Here is an 18,188-nt window from a genome sequence, read left to right as displayed (position 1 = left end):
ATGCTTCGTTGGCTCACCGCCGGAGAGTCTCACGGCCCCGAACTCCTCGCCATTGTCGAGGGTTTGCCCGCTGGGATCCCGGTCACACTAGATGCGATCCGTCTCGACCTTGCGCGCCGCAAACTCGGCTATGGCCGGGGTGCCCGCATGAAGTTCGAACAGGACGAACTGAACATCTCCGGTGGCGTCCGCCACGGTCTCACACTCGGCGGCCCGGTGGCGCTGCGGATCGGGAACACCGAATGGCCCAAGTGGGCCGACGTGATGAGCCCGGAACCCGTTGACCCCGCCCTGCTCGCCCGCGGCCGAGGCGCCCCTCTGGTGCGCCCCCGGCCCGGCCACGCCGACCTGGTTGGGATGCAGAAATACGACTTCGACGAGGCCCGTCCGGTGCTCGAGCGCGCCAGCGCCCGGGAGACGGCCGCCCGCGTGGCCCTCGGTGCCGTCGCCCGTGCCTTCCTCGCCGGCCTCGGTATCGAGTTGGTCAGCCACACCCTGTCCATCGGCCCGGTTCGGGTGCCCGAGGGATCCGCGCTGCCCCGTCCCGGTGATGTCGACACCCTCGACGCCGACCCGCTGCGCTGCTTCGACACCGCCACCAGCGCGCTCATGGTCGCCGAGGTGGATGCTGCGCACAAGGACGGCGACACTCTCGGCGGCATCGTCGAGGTCCTCGCCTACAACCTGCCACCCGGTCTGGGTTCGTTCGTGCATTGGGACCGCCGGCTGGACTCCCAGCTCGCCGCCGCGCTGATGGGCATCCAGGCGATCAAGGGCGTCGAGGTCGGTGACGGCTTCCTCACCACCACCCGCCGCGGTTCGGACGCACACGACGAACTGGTTCAGGTCGATGACCAGATCCTGCGCGCCAGCGACAAGGCCGGCGGCACCGAGGGCGGCATGAGCACCGGAACCGTGCTGCGCGTACGGGCCGGTATGAAGCCCATCGCCACGATCCCGCGCGCGCTCCGCACCGTTGACATCACCACGAGCGAAGCCGCACCCGCTCACCACCAGCGCTCCGATGTCTGTGCGGTGCCGGCCGCCGGCGTCGTCGCCGAAGCCATGGTGGCCCTGGTCCTGGCCAACTCGGTGCTGGAGAAGTTCGGCGGTGACTCGTTGGGCGAAACCAAGCGCAACCTGGACTCCTACCTCGCCAACATTCCGGCCAACCTGCGCACCGGGGCGTCCAGCGACGCCACGCTCTAGCGTGCTGTTCCTGAGCCCGGACGCCTCTCGTCCCGCCGACGGCTGGCCGGCCGCACCCGGACCGGCGCCCGACCGGCGCGACGAGGCGTCGCCGGAGGGCGCGGAGCCGCACCGCGACGCGGATGTGCCGCTGTACCCGTTGGTGTTCATCGGGCCGATGGCGTCGGGCAAGTCCAAGATCGGTCGCCGGGTCGCGCGCACCCTGCGGGTGCCGTTCCTGGACACCGACAAACTCATCGTCACCGAACACGGCCCGATCACCGAGATCTTCGCCACTCACGGCGAGAGCCACTTCCGGGACCTCGAACGCGCGGCCGTCGCCGACGCGCTACGTCAGAAGCGGGCCGTCGTGTCGCTCGGTGGGGGAGCGGTGCTCGACCCGGCCACCCGGGCGGACCTGCGGCGCGCCACGGTGATCTCCCTGAGCACTACCGCCGAGGCTGTGCGCAACCGCACCAGGAACGCCAAACGTCCGCTTTTGGCCGACGGGCCGGACGCCTGGCAGCGCATCTACGACGAGCGCCGCCCGCTGTACGACGCGCTGGCCAGCATCCACTTCGACACGTCGACCAGGCCGGTCGACGCCATCGCCGCCGACATCGTGAAATGGGTAAGAGAACAATCGTGACCGACATGCAGCCCGAAGAGACCGGCACCACCACCATCACCGTCAGCGGTGTCGACAGCTACCCGGTCCTCATCGGGCGGGGCATCGTGGCCGATGTTGCCGAGCAGCTCGGCGACACCGTGAAGAAGGTACTCATTGTGCACACCTCGCACCTCGGCGCCCGCGCCGTGGCGCTGCGGGAGAGCCTGCTGGACCGGTACGAGGTCCTCATCGCCGAGGTCCCCGACGCCGAGCCCGCCAAACGGGTTGAGGTCGCCGCGTTCTGCTGGCAGGTGATGGGTCAGGCCGACTTCACCCGCACCGACGCCGTGATCGGATTCGGCGGCGGCGCCGTGACCGACCTGGCCGGCTTCGTGGCCGCCACCTGGCTGCGCGGCGTCAAGCTGGTGCAGATTCCCACCAGCGTGCTCGGTATGGTCGACGCCGCCGTCGGCGGTAAGAATGGCATCAACACCGCGGAGGGCAAGAACCTCGTCGGCACCTTCTACGCGCCGGCCGCCGTGGTCTGCGACCTCGACATCCTCGCCGACCTGCCCCGCAACGAGATCCTGGCCGGCTTCGCCGAGATCGTGAAGGCCGGGTTCATCCAGATCCCGGAGATCCTCGACATCGTCGAAGCGGATGTCACCCGGGTCACCGACCCGATCACGCCAGAGTTCCGCCGGGTGCTCGAGCTCTCCATCGCCATGAAGGCCCGCGTCGTCGGCGCGGATTTCAAGGAGGCGGGCCTCCGCGAAATCCTCAACTACGGGCACACTCTCGGCCACGCCGTCGAGCACGCCGAACGCTACGGCTGGCGCCACGGCGCAGCTGTCGCCGTCGGCATGATGTTCGCCGCCGAACTTGCCAGGCTCAGCGGGCGGCTCTCCGACGAGGCCGTCGACCGGCACCGCCGGATCCTGGAGTCGCTCACCCTGCCGACGACCTACCCGGTAGGCCGCTGGTCCACCCTGCTGGCCACCATGCAGCGGGACAAGAAGACCCGCAGCGGAATGTTGCGCTTCATCGTGCTCGACGACATCGGCAAGCCCACGGTGCTCGAGGGCCCGGATGCGTCGCTGCTCTTCGCGGCGTACCAGGAGATCGGCTCCTGACACCCCTTTTTCGCGGTCTGTGCCTAGAATGAAGCACCCGACCGGCCGCTCTGCGCAGGTCGCCTACGACCAGCGTTGATCGGAGGTGTTGTGAGCAGTCCGTGGACGATAACTCCTACCGATTCACCTGTGGGGACGTTTTCCCGGCAGGAAAGACTGCATGAGGCCGCCATCGGGGACCGCACCGATCTGCGCTCCGGTGCCGTGCAGGCCGGCGTGCGCCGACTCGTGCGGGAATCCTGGCAACGGTCTCTGTCACTCCGCCTGGACCCGCTGACGGCGCAGGCGGCACCAACTCTCGCCGCCGACGAGCTCAACCGGCTGAGGGCCCGCAATCCGCTGGCCGGGGTGCTGCCGGTGATCAACACCCTGTTGGTGCGGCACGCCGCCGAATTCGGGCTGATCGTGGCGGTGGCCGATGAGACCGGCCGGCTGCTCTGGATCGACGGTGACAGCTCGGTGCGCACCCGTGCCGAGGACATGCACTTCGTCGTCGGCGCCGACTGGTCTGAGGCCCGGGTCGGCACCAGCGCACCCGGCACCGCCCTGGCTCTGAACCACGGCATCCAGATCCAGCGCGCCGAACACTTCAGTCAGCTCGCCCACCCGTTCAGCTGCACCGCAGTGCCCATCCACGACCCGGTCACCGGTGCGGTGCTCGGCGTCATCGATATCACTGGGGGAGACGCCGCCGTTGCCCCGCAGACCCTGCCGCTTGTGGAGGCCGCCGTCGCGGCGCTCGAGGCGGAGTTGCGCATCCAGAGCCTCAGCGCCCCACGGCCGGCACCGGCGCGGCCTTCGGGCTTTACCGCCCCCGGCATTCTGCTGACCGTTCTGGGTACCGAACACGGCGCCCTGCACGGGGCTCCCAGCACTGATCGGCACAGCACTGATCGGCACAGCGTCGGCCTCAGTCCCCGGCACGCCGAGATCCTGCTCCTGCTCGCCTGGCACCGGCAGGGCCTGTCCGCCGACAGGCTCGCAAGCCTCCTCAGCGACGAGCAACCGCACGCCGTCGAGAACCTCCGAGCCGAGATGGTGCGGCTGCGCCGGGCGCTGGCGGTCAGCCATCCGCAGCTGCGGATCGGCTCCCGCCCATACCGTCTGGAGACCGGCGTCGACACGGATGCGGGCCGGGTCCTGCGCCTCCTCGGCCGCGGTGCCCACCGAATGGCCCTCGCCGCCTATCGCGGCACCGTGCTGCCTGGCTCCGCAGCGCCCGGCGTCACAGAGATCCGCGCAGAGGTGAGCCAGCGCCTGCGCCAGACGCTGCTCAGCGATGCCTCGGTGGAGGTGCTGCTCGACTACGCCCGCACCGAGGAGGCCGCCTGGGACTCCGAGGTATGGCGGGCCTGCCTTCAGCTGCTGCCCGCCCGGTCACCACAGCGAGCCGCAGTGGTGGCGAGCCTCGCCCGCATCGAGGCCGAGCTCAGCGCGTAGCCGACGAGCCCGGGTTCAATTCAGGACGAAGACGAGTACATACACGAAGGCGAGAGTCCCCACCAGCCACACGCTGACCACCAACGAGATGGAGCGAGGCGCGAGCCGGCGGTGCAGGACGGCCGCGAGCAGAAAGATTGCTGACAGCACGATCTCGAGCGTCCAATAGACCGGGCTGGTGGTGTCTGTGATGGTGTTGAGTGCCCAGATGCCCTCGCCCAGCAGAACAGCGCTCAGCGGCGTGACCGCCAGCGCACCCCACAGTGGAGGGGCGTAGCGTGCGAGGCCGGCGGCAACGCCCAGCAGCGGTCCGGTGACGACGCCCACCAAGGTCCAGATCGAGGTGAACGGATCGCCGTCATCGAACCCTCGCCACTCGGATACGACGCTGTAGGACTCGACGAGAAGCTGGAAGACCACGATGCCGAGGACTCCCGCAAGCAACGGCCGGGCACGGCCGAGCCAGACGATCAGGAAGGCGAACATCGTCCAGCCGCCGGCGGAGTTGCCCAGCGAATTGACCCAGGGCGGCAGGTACTGCTGGGCGACACTGGTCAGCCCGCCGATCAGCACCGCTCCGCCGACCGCCACGACCGTCGCCCGCACCGCCGACGACCGGGTATCGGCGTGCCACCAGCCGCTGCGCGCGGGCGGCGGCTCGACGACGCGAGTACTTTCCAGGGTTTCCATGTCGTCCACGCTAGGCAAGCCGGTCCGGCCGGGCATCCACCCAGAGACTGACCGGGGAATACCGGAGGATGACCTCGGTCGGGCCACCGGGCCGGGAGGCCACCGCAATGTTTCGCAACCTCCGTGTTCCTAGGCTCACCCCATGGACCGCGAGAACGCGGACTCCATCGACAGAGCCGTCGAACAAGGAGTGAAATGACCGTTTACGCCGCCCCAGGCACACCGGATGCGAAAGTCACCTTCAAGCCCCGCTACGAGAACTGGATCGGAGGCGAATGGGTGCCGCCGGTGAAGGGCCAATACTTCGAAGACATCTCCCCGGTCAACGGCAAACCGTTCACCGAGGTCGCCCGCAGTACCCACGAAGACATCGACCTGGCCCTCGACGCCGCCCACAAGGCCGCACCGGCCTGGGGCAAGACCACGGCCACGCACCGCGCCGCCGTGCTCAACAAGATCGCGGATGTCATCGACGCGAACCGCGAACTGCTCGCGGTTGCCGAGACCTGGGACAACGGCAAGCCCATCCGGGAGCCGCTGAACGCCGACCTGCCACTGGCTGCCGACCACTTCAGGTACTTCGCCTCCGCCATCCGCGCCCAGGACGGCGACCACGCCGAGCTCGACAACGACACCATGTCGTACCAGTTCCACGAACCGCTGGGCGTGGTCGGCCAGATCATCCCGTGGAACTTCCCGATCCTGATGGCGGTGTGGAAGCTGGCACAGGCTCTCGCTGCTGGGAACGCGGTCGTGCTCAAGCCCGCGGAGCAGACCCCCGCATCGATCCTGGTGCTGATCGAACTGATCGGCGACATCCTGCCTCCTGGGGTGCTCAACATCGTCAACGGCTTCGGCATCGAAGCGGGCAAGCCGCTCGCATCCTCGAACCGTATCCGCAAGATCGCGTTCACCGGCGAGACCACGACGGGACGGCTGATCCTGCAGTACGCCAGCGCCAACATCATCCCGTCCACCGTTGAGCTGGGCGGCAAGAGCGCCAACATCTTCTTTGACGATGTGGCGCAGAAGGACGACAGCTACTACGACAAGGCACAGGAAGGTTTTGTGCTGTTCGCCTTCAACCAGGGCGAGGTGTGCACCTGCCCCAGCCGCGCGCTGTTGCACAAGCCCATCTACGACAGCTTCCTCGGCGGCGCCATCGAGCGCACCAAGCTGGCCAAGCAGGGCAACCCGCTCGACACCGACACCCAGGTGGGCGCCCAGGCCAGCAATGACCAGCTCGAGAAGATCCTCTCGTACATCGATATCGGGAAGAAGGAGGGCGCCAAGCTCCTGCTCGGCGGCGAGCAGGCCGACCTCGGAGGGGACCTCAGCGGCGGCTACTACGTGCAGCCGACCATCTTCGAGGGCCAGAACAAGATGCGCATCTTCCAGGAGGAGATCTTCGGACCCGTCGTGGCGGTGACCAGCTTCGACGACTACGACGACGCCATCTCGATCGCCAACGACACCCTGTACGGCCTCGGGGCCGGGGTGTGGTCGCGGAACGGCACCACGGCCTACCGCGCGGGGCGGGACCTGCACGCCGGGCGCGTGTGGGTGAACAACTACCACAACTACCCGGCTGGAGCCGCTTTCGGCGGCTACAAGAGCTCGGGTATCGGCCGGGAGAACAACAAGCTGGCGCTCGGCCACTACCAGCAGACCAAGAACCTGCTGGTGTCGTACTCCGAAGACGCGTTGGGCTTCTTCTAACCGCGAACAGGAGGTGCCGGTCGGGGCGGTTACCCGAAAACTGCCCCGGCCGGCACCGCCCCCCCCACAAACGCCCGTAGCGCTCCACCCGCAGTTGGAGGAACCCATGACCGACCTCATCACGCCAGTCCCGGATGCGCCCGTCGCGCCCGCGGTCGAAGCGTCCATCACCATCCCGGGGGAGACCCGGTCCAGGGTGGCGCTGGCGCAGGCCACCGTCGACCTGTTGCGAAGCCTCTGGGAGGAGCACGGGCCGCTGATGTTCCATCAGTCCGGCGGCTGCTGCGACGGCAGTTCGCCGATGTGCTTTCCGGCGGGGGAGTTCATCACCTCCAACCAAGACGTGCTGCTCGGCCGGCTCGACATCGCGCCGGCGGGAGAGCCCGAACAGGTGATCGACTTCTGGATCTCCGCCGAACAGTTCGAGTACTGGAGTCACACCGCCCTGCTCATCGACACCGTCAAGGGTCGCGGCGGTGGCTTCTCGGCCGAGGCTCCACGCGGCGTGCGCTTCATCATCCGCTCGGAGTTGATGGATTCGTTCACCGGGTAGGGATCAAAGTCGGCGACGTCGGAGTGCCGGGGGTCAGACGAAGGTGCGCAGTGCCCGCTGGTAACCGTCACTGTCCTCTCTGGTCGTGTTGGTCAGGAGAAGGCCGGTCCGGCCGACTGTTCGCGTGAACTCGCCCCGGCAGGGGATGCTGACGATCTTCGTCAGGCCCGCCTGCCAGGCGCGGATGAGCCCGGGGAGGCTGCGCCGCTCGGGGCTGTCCTCAAGTTTGGCCGGCAATGCCATTAGCTGGGTGTGTGCGGCCGCGTCCGACCACGTTCGGTACGACGCGCTGTTGAATGCCGTATCGCCAAAAAGGTCGCGCCAGTTCGGGCCGACGATGCGGTGGAGAAGGTCGGCCCGCTCGGTCGATCCGACGACGGTGCGCTGAATCTCCTCGAACACCCCCGGGTCCCTTTCCTCACCCGCATGCGCTGCGGCGGCGTCCCAGACGCGTGGCCAGGCCTCCGCCCAGGCCGCGCGAGTTTCGGCATCGACCGCGGAATCGCGAACCACCGGGGGCGTTTCCGACAGCAGCGGCGGGAGATCATCCCCGCCAGGCTGCAGCTGGTGTGCCTCTCTGACCCAGAGCAGTTCCAGAAGCGAACCAGGTTGATCGTCGACGGTGATGACCATGTCGTGTGGCCACGGCTCGCCCGGTATCGGTTCGCTTGATCGCATGCGTGCCCTCGGATCCTGGACGTGGTTGACGGGTCAGTTCGGGTTGTGCTGCATGACCGACAGCGACCCGTGGCCAGGCGCGATGACACACTTGGCGGCGTACAGCGGCACTCCGCTGTGGTCGGCAGTCTGGGTGAGGATGAGGACCGCCGCTGACGGATCGATGTTCAGCAGCTTCGCCCGCGTGGGGCCGGCGTCGGTGGCGACGATCTGGCACACACCGTTGGTGAAGACGTGACCGTTGGCCTGCATGGAGGCGAGAAGGGTTCGTGGTTGAGCGGCGAGCTCCGCGAGTTCGGAGGCGATCCGCGCGCTCACATCACTGAGGTAGCGCCCAGCGGGGAGATGTTCCTGAACCGTTGCAACGGGACGCCCATCGTGCAGCAAGACGCTCTCGCGGATCCAGGCGTTCGCAGCCGGGTCGAGCGCGAGCCGGTGGGACACGAAGTCGGTAGCCCCTTCGAGCTCGAAGCGCACCGGCTGCACGGTAATCGTCATGTTCGGGTCGGCGAGGGCGATCTCGAACGGCCGTAGCTGCTCGAGTCCGCCGTGCGGGATGGACTCGGTGACGAACCGCCCGACACCGCGCCGGGTGACCAGCAACCCGTCTTCCTCGAGGAGCATCAGCGCCTCGCGCACCGGAGTGCGGCTCACCCCGAGCGTTGCCGAGAGTTCGATTTCCCGTGGCAGCATCTCGCCGAGCCTGAACACGCCAGAGCGGATGCCTTCAGCCAGCCGCGTGTAGACCGCAACTCGAATGGGCTGGCCGACGGCGAGCTGGAGCTGCTGCTGCAGGAACGTGTGGGATTCCAGACTGGTCGTCACGAGACCTCCTTGTGTGCCCGACGCTATCACGTTCGACATGTGCCCGCAGAGGTATAACCTCATACTGCAAGCACTGCAATCTAGACAATGGAGTCCCCATGAGTACACCCACCACGACCAGCACGCCCCACATCGATCCGAAGGGGGTGGACATTGCCGAGACGATCCTGCTTCCCGGCGACCCGCTGCGAGCCAAGTTCATCGCCGAGACCTACCTCGACGACATCCGTTGTTTCAACGAGGTTCGCAACATGCTGGGTTTCACCGGCACCTACCGCGGGCGCCCCGTGTCCGTCATGGGCACGGGAATGGGCATTCCCTCAATCTCGCTCTACAGCTACGAGCTGATCCACCACTTCGGCGTCAAGAACCTGATCCGGGTGGGTAGCTGCGGCGCCATGCAGGAAGGCATGGAGCTCTACGACGTGGTCATCGCGCAGGGCGCCTCGACCGACTCCAACTACCTGCACCAGTTCAACCTGCCCGGTCAGTGGGCACCACTGTCGTCGTACAGGCTGCTGGAGCAGGCCAAGCGGGCCGCCGACGAGCGCGGCCAACGCACCCACGTTGGCAACGTTCTTTCATCCGACGTGTTCTACGGCGCGGACTCCGACGCCATGGGCAAGTGGATGAAGATGGGCATTCTGGCCGTTGAGATGGAGTCGGCGGGTCTGTTCGCCAACGCCGCGGCCGCGGGCGTCGATGCGTTGGGCATCTTCACCGTCAGCGACCACATCCTCACTCACGCCAAGACCACCCCGGAGGAACGGCAGACCGCCTTCACCTCCATGATCGAGATCGCGCTGGAACTCGCCTGATGAGCACCGCAACCCGCCCCTCCGTTCTCACCCAGGCCATCAAGCCGAGCCGGGCCATCCCCATCCTGCTGATCCTCTTCGTGTTCTCGCTGGTGCTGGACAACGGCTTCAAATTCATGTCGCCGGCGTTGGCGGATAGTCTCAACCTTCCGGTCACCACCGTCAGCCTGCAGGCCACTCTGGCCGGCATCCTGATCGGTATCGGCGCCGTGGTCTACGCCGCGCTGGCCGACTCGATCAGCATCCGCAAACTCATCATCTTCGCGATCATCTTGATGACCGTCGGGTCGCTCGTCGGCTTCGTCTTCCAGGGCAACTTCTCGATGATCCTGGTCGGTCGGCTGATTCAGAGCGCCGGCCTGGCGGCCGCCGAGACGCTCTACGTGATCTACGTGACCAAGCACTTCAGGGGCGACGAGCAGAAGAAGTATCTGGGCTTCAGCACCGCGGCCTTCCAGTTGTCGCTGCTGATCGGTACCGTTGGAAGTGGCTTCATCGCCACCTACATCGGCTGGGCTGCCTTCTTCCTGGTCGCACTGCTTTCGCTGCTTGCCATCCCTGTCGTGTTGCGCACGGTGCCCAAGGAGGCGACGGGCGGCGGCCATGTGGACGTATTCGGCCTGTTCCTGATCGCGGTCTTCGCCACCGGCCTGATCATGTTCATGCAGAACTTCAACCTGTGGTACCTGTTGCCGGTTGTTGCCGGGCTGGCTCTCTTCATCTGGCACATCCGTACCCACGACAACGCCGTGATCACCAGCGCATTCTTCGCCAACGCTCAGTACTCACTCATGATCATCGTGGTGTTCATCACCTACTCCGTACAGCTGGGCTACACCTTCCTGTTCTCGTTCCTGATCTCCGACGTCTACGGCTACAACCTCGGCGAAGTCGCCCTGCTGCTGATCCCCGGCTACGTCGCCGCCGTGATTGTGGGCACTCTTACCGGCAAGATCGCCAAGTACCTCTCCTCAAAGCAAGCCATCACCATCGCGCTCGTCGCGATCGTCGTGTCACTGCTGATCCCGGCCCTGCTGGTGGATAAGGGAGTCTGGATCTTCGTGATCTCGATGAGCCTGTTCCCGATGGCCTTTGCGCTGATGTACGGCCCGCTCGTGTCGACTGCCATTGAGCGTGTGCCGGTCGCAAACTCCGGTATCGCCATTGGCTTCTACAACCTCACCATCAACATTGCCGTTCCGGTCGGCATCGCCTACACCGCAACGCTGATGAAGCTGCAGCCCAACCTGTTGGGCGGCATCACCGACGGCGCCCAGGCCTCCTCCTACGGATCGGTGTTGTTGATCCTCACGGGAGTCGCTGCCCTCGGCCTCGTGCTGTACCGCGTCTTCATCGTCTTCATCGAGCGCCAGGGCTCCGAGGTGGCCGCGGCGCGGAAGGCTGTGGCGGACTAGGACGTCCGGTGCGGGTCTCGAAGGAGATTTCCGAATACGGAAGGTGCTCGCGTGCCAGCACGGCAGTCAGGATGCGATCGCCGAGGTCCGCGCCAACCGAATAGACGTGGGCCCGGTGGCGGGGGAACAGCCATCGGGTCCACGTCTGCGCCGTGCATGAGCCCAACCTGGTCAGGTGCCCCAGACAGCGGGGAAATGTTGCCTGACCTGTGGGAGTCTTGGCAAATGGGGGATTCTGGATCGGCTGGGTGTCAGTTCGCACTGCGCGGTGCGTGCGTGTGAGCGTGCGGGGCTCGGTCGGATCGATGATGACCGCCACGCTGGTGTCGCGAGCGCTGGGTTTTGTGAAGGCAATTCTCCTGGTGGCTGCCATCGGCGGAACCAGCGCCGGCGTCGGCGGGCAGACCTTCGAGATCGCCAACTCGGCTCCCACCTATCTGTTCGCCCTGATCGCCGGGGGAGTGCTCGGCGCCGTGCTCGTTCCGCAGATCGTCCGGAACCTGAACGCCGGCTCGGTCGGGCAGGACAATACCGACCGGCTCCTGACCATTGTTCTGGTCGGTTCAGCCGTGGCCACGGTCGTCCTTACCCTGTGCGCCCCGGGCATCGTCTGGCTCTACGCGACGACCTGGTCGCCGGAATGGCGAGGACTGGCAACGTCGATGGCGTACTGGTGCCTGCCTCAGATCTTCTTCCTTATCGCCTTCGCCGTTCTGTCGCAGGTCCTCAACGCGCGGGGAGTATTCGGTGCCCCGGCCTGGGCGCCCGCGATCTCGAACCTAGTGGGGATCGGGGGGATCCTGGTGTTCCTCCTCGTTCTGCCGTCCGGATTGGGGGACGTCGGCACGTGGAGTCCATCGATGATCGCGGTCCTCAGCGGTTCCGCCACCCTCGCCATCGCCGTCCAAAGCCTCCTTCTCGCGGTCCCCCTTCGCACCATGGGGTTTCGGCTGCGCCTGCGCTGGGGTGTCAGCGGTCTGGGGCAGATGTCGGCCGTGGCCGGCTGGACGCTCCTGGGCGTGGTTGCCGGCCAGGTCACCTACCTGGTCACCGCCAACGTCGCCAACAACGCCGGCGAGACGCTGCATCGACTGGGCATCGATGGGCCGAGCCTGAACTCGCTGTCACTCGCATACCTCCTGATGCTGCTGCCGCATGGAATCGTCACGGTGTCCCTGACCACCGCTCTGTACACCCGGATGAGCGGGTATGCCGCCCGCCACGACTTCACTGCGACCGAGTCACTCTCGAGCCTGGCCACGAAGCCTGTCGCCTATGTCGCGATCGCCGCGAGCGCCGCGTTCGCCGCGCTGGGACCGCTCATCACCACGGTGCTGTTCGGCAACCCGAGCATCGGACAGGTGCTGCAGGTCCTCTCGATCGGGCTCGTCGGCTTCAGCCAGGCCTACGTGCTCAACCGAACCTCCTTCGCTCTCCAGGACGCCCGCGGCCCGTTCCTCACTCAGCTCGTCATCGCGGTGCTCTCTGCGGCGGGGGCCGCCGCATCCGCGCTGATGCTGCCGCCGACTCTCACCGTGATCGGTATCGCGGCGGGCGTCACTCTCGCCAACTTTGCCGGCTGGTTCACTGCATATCGGGCGCTACAACGAACCTTTCGGCGTCTCGGCCACGTACCCGTGCGGGGACACCGCGCGTCTCTCGGCTACGTCCGGCTGCTCGGCGCGGGGCTCGCGAGTTTCATGGTCGGGTGGACGGCGGTGGCATTCATCGGGATTCCGTCTGATTTCGGTGGCAAAGTCCTCCTCCTGGGCGCCGCCGGAGCGGCATCTCTGGGGGTGTTCATCGTGGTCGGTTACGTTTTTGGCGATCGAACCGTGAGCGAACTGCGTCGCCCGTCCGGGCGGATGGGTCGATGACTATCCCCGGTGAATCCGTGACGGTTCGCGCTTACGCCCCTGAAGACGCGCCGAGCACTCTCGCCGTCTTTCTGGACGCCGTGACAACAACGGCGTCCCAGCACTACTCGCCCGAACAGATTGCCGCATGGTCCGCGCCCGGGGAGCGCGATGTCGAAAAATGGAACCTTGCCAGGGCCGGGCGAGGAACGGTGGTTGCGGTAGTCGAAGGAGACGTGGCCGGGTTCTCCGACGTCAACGCTGACGGATACATCGACATGATGTTCGTGTCACCTCGGTTCGGCCGACGAGGCGTTGCGAGTGCCCTGCTGGGTGCGATCGAACGCAGAGCGAAATCGCTGAACGCGGCCACGTTGTGGACTAACGCGAGCATCACCGCCCGTCCCTTTTTCGAGCAGCACGGATTCGTCGTCGAGGCGAAGCAGCATCCAGTCAGCCGAGGTGTGCGGATGACCAACTACCGGATGGCCAAACAGCTGTCCTAGCTCTCGACCCGGCCGGGCCTAGGCTGGGTCCATGCGCACAGTCCTCGTTTTGAACGGCCCGAATCTCGGACGCCTCGGCAGCCGGGAGCCTGACGTCTACGGCTCAGCCGACCTCGACGACCTATGGACGCTTCTCACCGATTCCGCACCGGAGGACGTCACCGTTGATGTGCGTCAGACCGACGACGAGGCCGAACTCATCCACTGGCTCTACGAAGCCGTGGACACGACAACACCGGTGGTGCTCAACCCGGCCGCGTTCACGCACTACAGCTACGCGCTGCGCGACGCCGCGGCCCTCGTCACCAAGGCCGGTATCCCGCTCGTCGAGGTCCACATCTCCAACCCGCACGCCCGCGAGACCTTCCGCCACACCAGTGTGGTCAGCGCCGTGGCCACCGGAGTCATCGCCGGATTCGGCTTCGACTCCTACCGCCTGGCCCTCGACCACATCGTGCGCCTGGGCTGACCTCCTCCCGAGCGCCTGGGCGCACGGAATCGATCCGCCGCGGCGTGTCGGCTACACTCGTCTGAGACCTTTGGTCGCGCACCTTCCCAATTGAATCGAACGGAACACCTCTTCATGGCATCTACCGCCGACATTAGAAATGGCGTCGTCCTCAACATCGACAAGCAGCTGTGGGCCGTCATCGAATTTCAGCACGTCAAGCCCGGCAAGGGTGGCGCGTTCGTGCGCACCAAGCTGAAGAACGTCGTCACGGGCAAGACCGTCGACCGCACCTTCAACGCCGGCGCCAAGATCGAGACCGAGAACGTCGACCGTCGCGACTTCCAGTACCTTTACGCGGATGGCGAATCGTACGTCTTCATGGACGTCTCGGACTACGACCAGCTCACGGTATCCGCCGCCGTCGTGGGCGATGCCGCCAACTTCATGCTCGAGAACCAGGCCGTGACCGTCGCTCTGCACGACGGCAACCCGCTCTACGTCGAACTGCCGGCATCCGTCGTGCTTGAAATCACCTACACCGAGCCGGGCCTGCAGGGCGACCGCTCCACCGGCGGCACCAAGCCCGCGACCGTCGAGACCGGCTACCAGATCCAGGTGCCGCTGTTCCTCGAGCAGGGCACCAAGGTCAAGGTTGACACCCGCAACGGTGACTACCTCGGCCGCGTCAACTAGTGAGCGCCCGCACCAAGGCGCGCAAGCGCGCCATCGATATCCTGTACGCCGCCGACATCCGTCAGACCACGATCCCGCAGTCGCTGGCCATGGAGGCCGAGCGCGCCGCCAACGAACCGGCCCGCATGGTGTCCTGGCTCTACGCCCGGGACATCGTGGACGGCGTCGTCGACCACCGCGAGGAGATCGACGAATTGATCGAGACGTACTCGCAGGGCTGGACGCTCTCGCGGATGCCCACGATCGACCGGGCCATCCTGCGCATCGGCATTTGGGAGATCCTGTACAACGACGCCGTGCCGCACGCCGTCGCGATCGACGAGGCCGTCGAGGCCGCCAAGGTGCTCTCGACCGATGACTCGGCCGGGTTCGTCAATGGACTTCTCGGGCGCATCGCCCAGACGGCGCCATCCGCCTAAGCCGACCGCATCGTCGGCTTGAGCAGCACGTAGTACCGGTCCCGGGCGCATCGCTCGGGACCGGATTCACGAGGGGGAGAACATGACGGAACGCACCGACGGGACCACCGACGCAAACACTGGCGAGTACCCCGCCGGTAACCCGGAAGACCAGCCGGCGGCGCCTGCGCCGTACAAGGCTCCGCCCTCCATCGCGCCCACCACCCCGTACGCCGGACCCGTTGCGCCGCGCACGAACACCCTCGCGATCGTGGCGTTGGTGACCGGATTCTGCTGCAACATCGCAGCCGTGATCACCGGGCACATCGCGCTCAGCCAGATCAAGCGCACCGGCGAGGCCGGCAAGGGTCTCGCCATCGCCGGGCTCGTACTCGGTTACGCGAGCATCGGCCTCACGGCGGTCCTGCTCGTGGTGCTCGTGTTCTTCACGGCGGCGATGGGTGCGTTCGTCACCGCTGTCGCCGGCGCCACCTCGTCGGTGACATCCGAGTCGACCTCGGGGCCGACCGGTCAGATCGGTGCCGCCTATTTCGACGAGGGTTACCTCCTCGTCGGCACCGGAAGCACTGTGGTCGACCTGTACATCGATCCGATGTGCCCGTACTGCGGCCAGTTCGACATCGCCAACGGTGACACCCTGGCTGCCCTGGTCGAGGACGGCAGCATCACCCTGCGACTGCACTCGCTGACCTTCCTCGACGAAGCCTCGCAGGGCAGCGAGTACTCCACGCGGGCGTCCGCCGCGCTGACCTGCGAAGCCTCGATCAACCCCGAGTCCACCCTCGACTACCTGGCCGCGCTGTTCGCGAATCAGCCGACCGAGGGCACCACCGGCCTCAGCGACGATGAACTCGTGGCGTTGTCCGACGGCGCCTCGTCCATCGCCGAGTGCGTCACGGGCGAGCAGTATCACGCCTGGTCGCAGCAGAACACGGATGCCGCGCTGACCGGCCCGATCCCCGGCGCCGAGATCGCGTCGATCCAGGGCACGCCCACCGTCCTGATCGACGGAGTTCAGTACGACGGCCCGATCGGCGACCCGCAGGCTCTCGCCGACGCCATCCTGGGCGTCACCAGCTAGCCTGCCGTTCAGGTGGCCAGGGTTATGCTCGGAACCATACCGGCGATCGACGCCCAGAGCTTCACGTCGTCGGCGGGCTGGGGCCGATAGGGCGTCCCCGATTTGTCGCGGCACTCCAACGAGATCTGCGCCTCCAGGGCCACGCCGATCGCGTAGGTCCGGGACCCGCGCAGCTGGAGGGTCACCGAGAGGTCGGTGAAAGCATGCCGTTGTGAACTGATCGCCGAACCACCCTTGCCGCTCTCGTCGAAAGCAAAGAGGGTCCGAGAGCCGAACGGGCTCAGCAGCTCCCAGGCCCCGGTGATCGGGTCGATCTCCCAACCGGCGACATACGCGGTGCCCCGGTACGAGAAGGCCGCGAACCCGATCGGTCCGGCCGGCAGGAACCACCACCGGCTCTCGGCGACCAGGTCTACCGAGGCCGTGACCGTCACCGACGAGAGGCTGGCCCGGGGCACGAGCGTCACCCCGGTTCCGGCGAATCCGATGTCACCGGAGTCCATCGCGGAGACGTTCACCCAGCTGAACAGTCGTCCGGTCTTCTCCGACGCGTCGCTGCCATCCGGCTGCCCGTCGCGGCCGTTCGCCCACCGATACCGAAAGCGATGATCGTCGGGGGCCGGTGAACTCCAATAGGTGCGATAGTCGGCGTCGGCAGGGATGTAGAGGTTATCCGGCCAGGTGACGACGAAGGGCGCACGCGCACGGAAATAGTTCGCGAACAGGGCCTCACGATATTTCTTCACGCCGACGAGGGTGCGGACCGCGTCGCCCGTGGTGAGCTCGATCTCATCGTGCACGGCCTCGATCTCGCGTCGCCGCACGAAGCTGATGGGTCCGGCCGGCGCGCCGACCTCCGAGTCGACGTTCGAGGGTTCCCGCGACTCGGACCTGGCCGTCGATGCATGCCCGGTGGCTTCGCGCCGGTTCTGACGGTGGGTGCCGGCAGGTTCAGGCTCGGCGGTTGGGACGTCAGCGGCTGCGTCCACCATCGGGTCGACGGGTACATCGTTCGCCGGGTCGTCAGCCGGAACCGGACGCTGGTCGTCGGGTGGGTCACCGTGCCGGTCCTGAGGACGGTCGTTGTCAGCGGGGCTCATCAGATCACCTCCTGGCGCCACGGGCGCGCTGCATCGCAGATCGCGGAGTTGTGTCGCAAGGCAGGGTAGTCACCCCGAGGTGGTTGCGCGAGGTCTGCGACGCATCGAGACATCCGCTTCAACGAGCGCGGGCTTGTGGGCCTTAGAACGGTGGGTTCTCGGGTGCCGGTGGGGTCGGCTTCCGACTCGGCCGCTGCCGGGGCATCAGGTAACTCTCGTCGGCGGGCCGCCTCCGGGTCTTGGGCCCGGCGACCGGTGGTCGGGGTCGGGGTGGTCCCATCGGGTTGGCGGGGTCGGTGCGGTAGCTGCGTTTGCCGGGCGAGGTCCAGTGCAGGATCCCACCGGGTTCTTGCGTGACTCGCCACTGGCTGAGGTGTTTGAGTCGGTGGTGGGGTTCGCAAAGGTGGGCAAGGTTGTCGCAGTCGGTGTTACCGCCGCCAGCCCAGGGGTCGGTGTGATCGACGTCGCTGGTCACCGCGGGTCGGGAACAGCCCGGGAACCGGCAGGTTTCATCGCGCACCCGCAGGTATTTCTTCATGGCCTTGGTGTTCTTGTGCTGGGTTTTGCCCAGCGAGAGCACCACCCCGGTCTCCGGGTGGGTCAGCAGCCGGGTGAAGCTCGGTGCGTGCCCGGCGATCTCCCTTGCGGCCTCGGGAGAGATGGGCCCGTAGCCTTCGAGGGTGCCGGGTTCCTCGTCCAAGCCCAGCAGGGTCAGCACGGGCACGGTGACCATGACCGTGCCGCGGATGCCACCACCCATCCCGTCGGGCGTGATTCCGTCCAGCAGCAGGGCGGCGGTGATGTCGGCGCGGAGCTGGTCGAGGGTGCGGGTCGGGGAGTCGTCGGCCGGGTCCTGCGCGATGCCGAAGGCCGCACCGTTGCTGCTGGCGTCATCCGTTTGGTCGGCCGGGCTCGGGTCGCCGAGGTGCTTGAGCTTCACGGCGATCGTGTTGATCCGGTCGTAGGCGGCCTTGGTGTCGTGGGCGGTGCCGTACCAGTGCAACCAGCCCATC

At 66.7% G+C, this 18,188-nt stretch carries 19 protein-coding genes; 14 read left to right on the top strand and 5 right to left on the bottom strand.

Annotated features, from left to right (window positions below; translation table 11 throughout):
• From aroC to E3T19_RS09630, 4 genes are all read left to right on the top strand, one after another.
• On the top strand, positions 1 to 1,209 hold the full coding sequence (gene aroC / locus E3T19_RS09645) for a chorismate synthase (protein WP_088456302.1): 1,209 nt from the start codon (positions 1 to 3) through the stop codon (positions 1,207 to 1,209).
• A gap of 1 nt (position 1,210) precedes the next feature.
• Positions 1,211 to 1,837, top strand: coding sequence for a shikimate kinase (locus E3T19_RS09640; RefSeq protein WP_240632178.1), 627 nt, complete (start codon positions 1,211 to 1,213; stop codon positions 1,835 to 1,837).
• Positions 1,838 to 1,842: 5 nt separating this feature from the next.
• A complete protein-coding gene (gene aroB / locus E3T19_RS09635; RefSeq protein ID WP_088458003.1) occupies positions 1,843 to 2,931 on the top strand; it encodes a 3-dehydroquinate synthase in 1,089 nt (362 codons plus the stop codon).
• Positions 2,932 to 3,060: 129 nt separating this feature from the next.
• Positions 3,061 to 4,371, top strand: a complete 1,311-nt coding sequence (locus E3T19_RS09630; RefSeq protein WP_240632177.1) for a transcriptional regulator — start codon at positions 3,061 to 3,063, stop codon at positions 4,369 to 4,371.
• 15 nt (positions 4,372 to 4,386) lie between these two features.
• On the opposite strand, the gene E3T19_RS09625 is transcribed toward E3T19_RS09630, so the two are convergent.
• Positions 4,387 to 5,061, bottom strand: a complete 675-nt coding sequence (locus E3T19_RS09625) for a DUF6518 family protein (RefSeq protein WP_088456301.1) — start codon at positions 5,059 to 5,061, stop codon at positions 4,387 to 4,389.
• Between the two features lie 195 nt (positions 5,062 to 5,256).
• Here E3T19_RS09625 and E3T19_RS09620 point away from each other — a divergent pair, with 195 nt between their 5' ends.
• The gene (locus tag E3T19_RS09620; RefSeq protein ID WP_134408704.1) at positions 5,257 to 6,780 is read left to right on the top strand and encodes an aldehyde dehydrogenase family protein; all 1,524 of its coding nucleotides are present in this window, start codon (positions 5,257 to 5,259) and stop codon (positions 6,778 to 6,780) included.
• 106 nt (positions 6,781 to 6,886) lie between these two features.
• Positions 6,887 to 7,333, top strand: coding sequence for a DUF779 domain-containing protein (locus E3T19_RS09615; protein WP_134408703.1), 447 nt, complete (start codon positions 6,887 to 6,889; stop codon positions 7,331 to 7,333).
• A gap of 33 nt (positions 7,334 to 7,366) precedes the next feature.
• Here E3T19_RS09615 and E3T19_RS09610 read toward each other — a convergent pair whose 3' ends face one another.
• Both E3T19_RS09610 and E3T19_RS09605 read right to left on the bottom strand, forming a co-directional pair.
• Positions 7,367 to 7,966, bottom strand: a complete 600-nt coding sequence (locus E3T19_RS09610) for a hypothetical protein (protein ID WP_088456298.1) — start codon at positions 7,964 to 7,966, stop codon at positions 7,367 to 7,369.
• 78 nt (positions 7,967 to 8,044) lie between these two features.
• Positions 8,045 to 8,836: a GntR family transcriptional regulator gene (locus E3T19_RS09605; protein WP_194087750.1), complete on the bottom strand. Its 792-nt coding sequence runs from the start codon at positions 8,834 to 8,836 to the stop codon at positions 8,045 to 8,047.
• A gap of 98 nt (positions 8,837 to 8,934) precedes the next feature.
• Here E3T19_RS09605 and deoD point away from each other — a divergent pair, with 98 nt between their 5' ends.
• The 8 genes from deoD to E3T19_RS09565 all read left to right on the top strand — a co-directional run bounded on the left by deoD (position 8,935) and on the right by E3T19_RS09565 (position 16,075).
• Positions 8,935 to 9,654 (top strand): purine-nucleoside phosphorylase, encoded by a 720-nt coding sequence (deoD, locus tag E3T19_RS09600; protein ID WP_103459844.1) that lies wholly within the window; start codon positions 8,935 to 8,937, stop codon positions 9,652 to 9,654.
• Positions 9,654 to 11,069 (top strand): MFS transporter, encoded by a 1,416-nt coding sequence (locus tag E3T19_RS09595; protein ID WP_088456295.1) that lies wholly within the window; start codon positions 9,654 to 9,656, stop codon positions 11,067 to 11,069. The genes deoD and E3T19_RS09595 overlap by 1 nt, the downstream gene beginning before the upstream one ends.
• Positions 11,070 to 11,377: 308 nt before the next feature.
• Positions 11,378 to 12,946, top strand: coding sequence for a murein biosynthesis integral membrane protein MurJ (gene murJ, locus E3T19_RS09590; RefSeq protein WP_166788848.1), 1,569 nt, complete (start codon positions 11,378 to 11,380; stop codon positions 12,944 to 12,946).
• Positions 12,943 to 13,431, top strand: coding sequence for a GNAT family N-acetyltransferase (locus E3T19_RS09585; protein WP_134408701.1), 489 nt, complete (start codon positions 12,943 to 12,945; stop codon positions 13,429 to 13,431). The genes murJ and E3T19_RS09585 overlap by 4 nt, the downstream gene beginning before the upstream one ends.
• A 31-nt stretch (positions 13,432 to 13,462) precedes the next feature.
• Positions 13,463 to 13,900: a type II 3-dehydroquinate dehydratase gene (aroQ, locus tag E3T19_RS09580; protein WP_088456292.1), complete on the top strand. Its 438-nt coding sequence runs from the start codon at positions 13,463 to 13,465 to the stop codon at positions 13,898 to 13,900.
• Between the two features lie 114 nt (positions 13,901 to 14,014).
• On the top strand, positions 14,015 to 14,575 hold the full coding sequence (gene efp, locus E3T19_RS09575) for an elongation factor P (RefSeq protein WP_088456291.1): 561 nt from the start codon (positions 14,015 to 14,017) through the stop codon (positions 14,573 to 14,575).
• Complete coding sequence (gene nusB / locus E3T19_RS09570; protein ID WP_088456290.1) at positions 14,575 to 14,994, top strand: transcription antitermination factor NusB; 420 nt, start codon at positions 14,575 to 14,577, stop codon at positions 14,992 to 14,994. Before efp ends, nusB begins: the two co-directional genes overlap by 1 nt.
• Before the next feature lie 82 nt (positions 14,995 to 15,076).
• A complete protein-coding gene (locus E3T19_RS09565) occupies positions 15,077 to 16,075 on the top strand; it encodes a DUF4190 domain-containing protein (protein WP_134408700.1) in 999 nt (332 codons plus the stop codon).
• Positions 16,076 to 16,083: 8 nt separating this feature from the next.
• Here the strand turns inward: E3T19_RS09565 and E3T19_RS09560 are convergent, their stop codons facing one another.
• Positions 16,084 to 17,175, bottom strand: coding sequence for a hypothetical protein (locus tag E3T19_RS09560; RefSeq protein ID WP_088456288.1), 1,092 nt, complete (start codon positions 17,173 to 17,175; stop codon positions 16,084 to 16,086).
• Between the two features lie 142 nt (positions 17,176 to 17,317).
• The coding region (locus E3T19_RS09555) for an HNH endonuclease signature motif containing protein (RefSeq protein WP_134408699.1) at positions 17,318 to 18,188 on the bottom strand (871 nt) is incomplete at its 5' end.

This window comes from Cryobacterium sp. TMT4-31 (genome assembly GCF_004403385.1).
In the GTDB taxonomy this organism is placed as follows: Bacteria; Actinomycetota; Actinomycetes; order Actinomycetales; family Microbacteriaceae; genus Cryobacterium; species Cryobacterium zongtaii.
The sequence above is the reverse complement of the archived record's forward strand: the minus strand, read 5'-3'. Positions and strand labels throughout refer to the sequence as shown.

What these genes read in the sequence shown, in the direction of transcription:
- aroC (WP_088456302.1), top strand. Translation starts at nt 1, where the DNA reads ATGCTTCGTTGGCTCACCGCCGGAGAGTCTCACGGCCCCGAACTCCTC.
- aroB (WP_088458003.1), top strand. Translation starts at nt 1,843, where the DNA reads ATGCAGCCCGAAGAGACCGGCACCACCACCATCACCGTCAGCGGTGTC.
- E3T19_RS09625 (WP_088456301.1), bottom strand. Translation starts at nt 5,061, where the DNA reads ATGGAAACCCTGGAAAGTACTCGCGTCGTCGAGCCGCCGCCCGCGCGC.
- E3T19_RS09620 (WP_134408704.1), top strand. Translation starts at nt 5,257, where the DNA reads ATGACCGTTTACGCCGCCCCAGGCACACCGGATGCGAAAGTCACCTTC.
- E3T19_RS09615 (WP_134408703.1), top strand. Translation starts at nt 6,887, where the DNA reads ATGACCGACCTCATCACGCCAGTCCCGGATGCGCCCGTCGCGCCCGCG.
- E3T19_RS09610 (WP_088456298.1), bottom strand. Translation starts at nt 7,966, where the DNA reads ATGGTCATCACCGTCGACGATCAACCTGGTTCGCTTCTGGAACTGCTC.
- deoD (WP_103459844.1), top strand. Translation starts at nt 8,935, where the DNA reads ATGAGTACACCCACCACGACCAGCACGCCCCACATCGATCCGAAGGGG.
- E3T19_RS09595 (WP_088456295.1), top strand. Translation starts at nt 9,654, where the DNA reads ATGAGCACCGCAACCCGCCCCTCCGTTCTCACCCAGGCCATCAAGCCG.
- murJ (WP_166788848.1), top strand. Translation starts at nt 11,378, where the DNA reads ATGACCGCCACGCTGGTGTCGCGAGCGCTGGGTTTTGTGAAGGCAATT.
- E3T19_RS09585 (WP_134408701.1), top strand. Translation starts at nt 12,943, where the DNA reads ATGACTATCCCCGGTGAATCCGTGACGGTTCGCGCTTACGCCCCTGAA.
- aroQ (WP_088456292.1), top strand. Translation starts at nt 13,463, where the DNA reads ATGCGCACAGTCCTCGTTTTGAACGGCCCGAATCTCGGACGCCTCGGC.
- efp (WP_088456291.1), top strand. Translation starts at nt 14,015, where the DNA reads ATGGCATCTACCGCCGACATTAGAAATGGCGTCGTCCTCAACATCGAC.
- E3T19_RS09565 (WP_134408700.1), top strand. Translation starts at nt 15,077, where the DNA reads ATGACGGAACGCACCGACGGGACCACCGACGCAAACACTGGCGAGTAC.
- E3T19_RS09560 (WP_088456288.1), bottom strand. Translation starts at nt 17,175, where the DNA reads ATGAGCCCCGCTGACAACGACCGTCCTCAGGACCGGCACGGTGACCCA.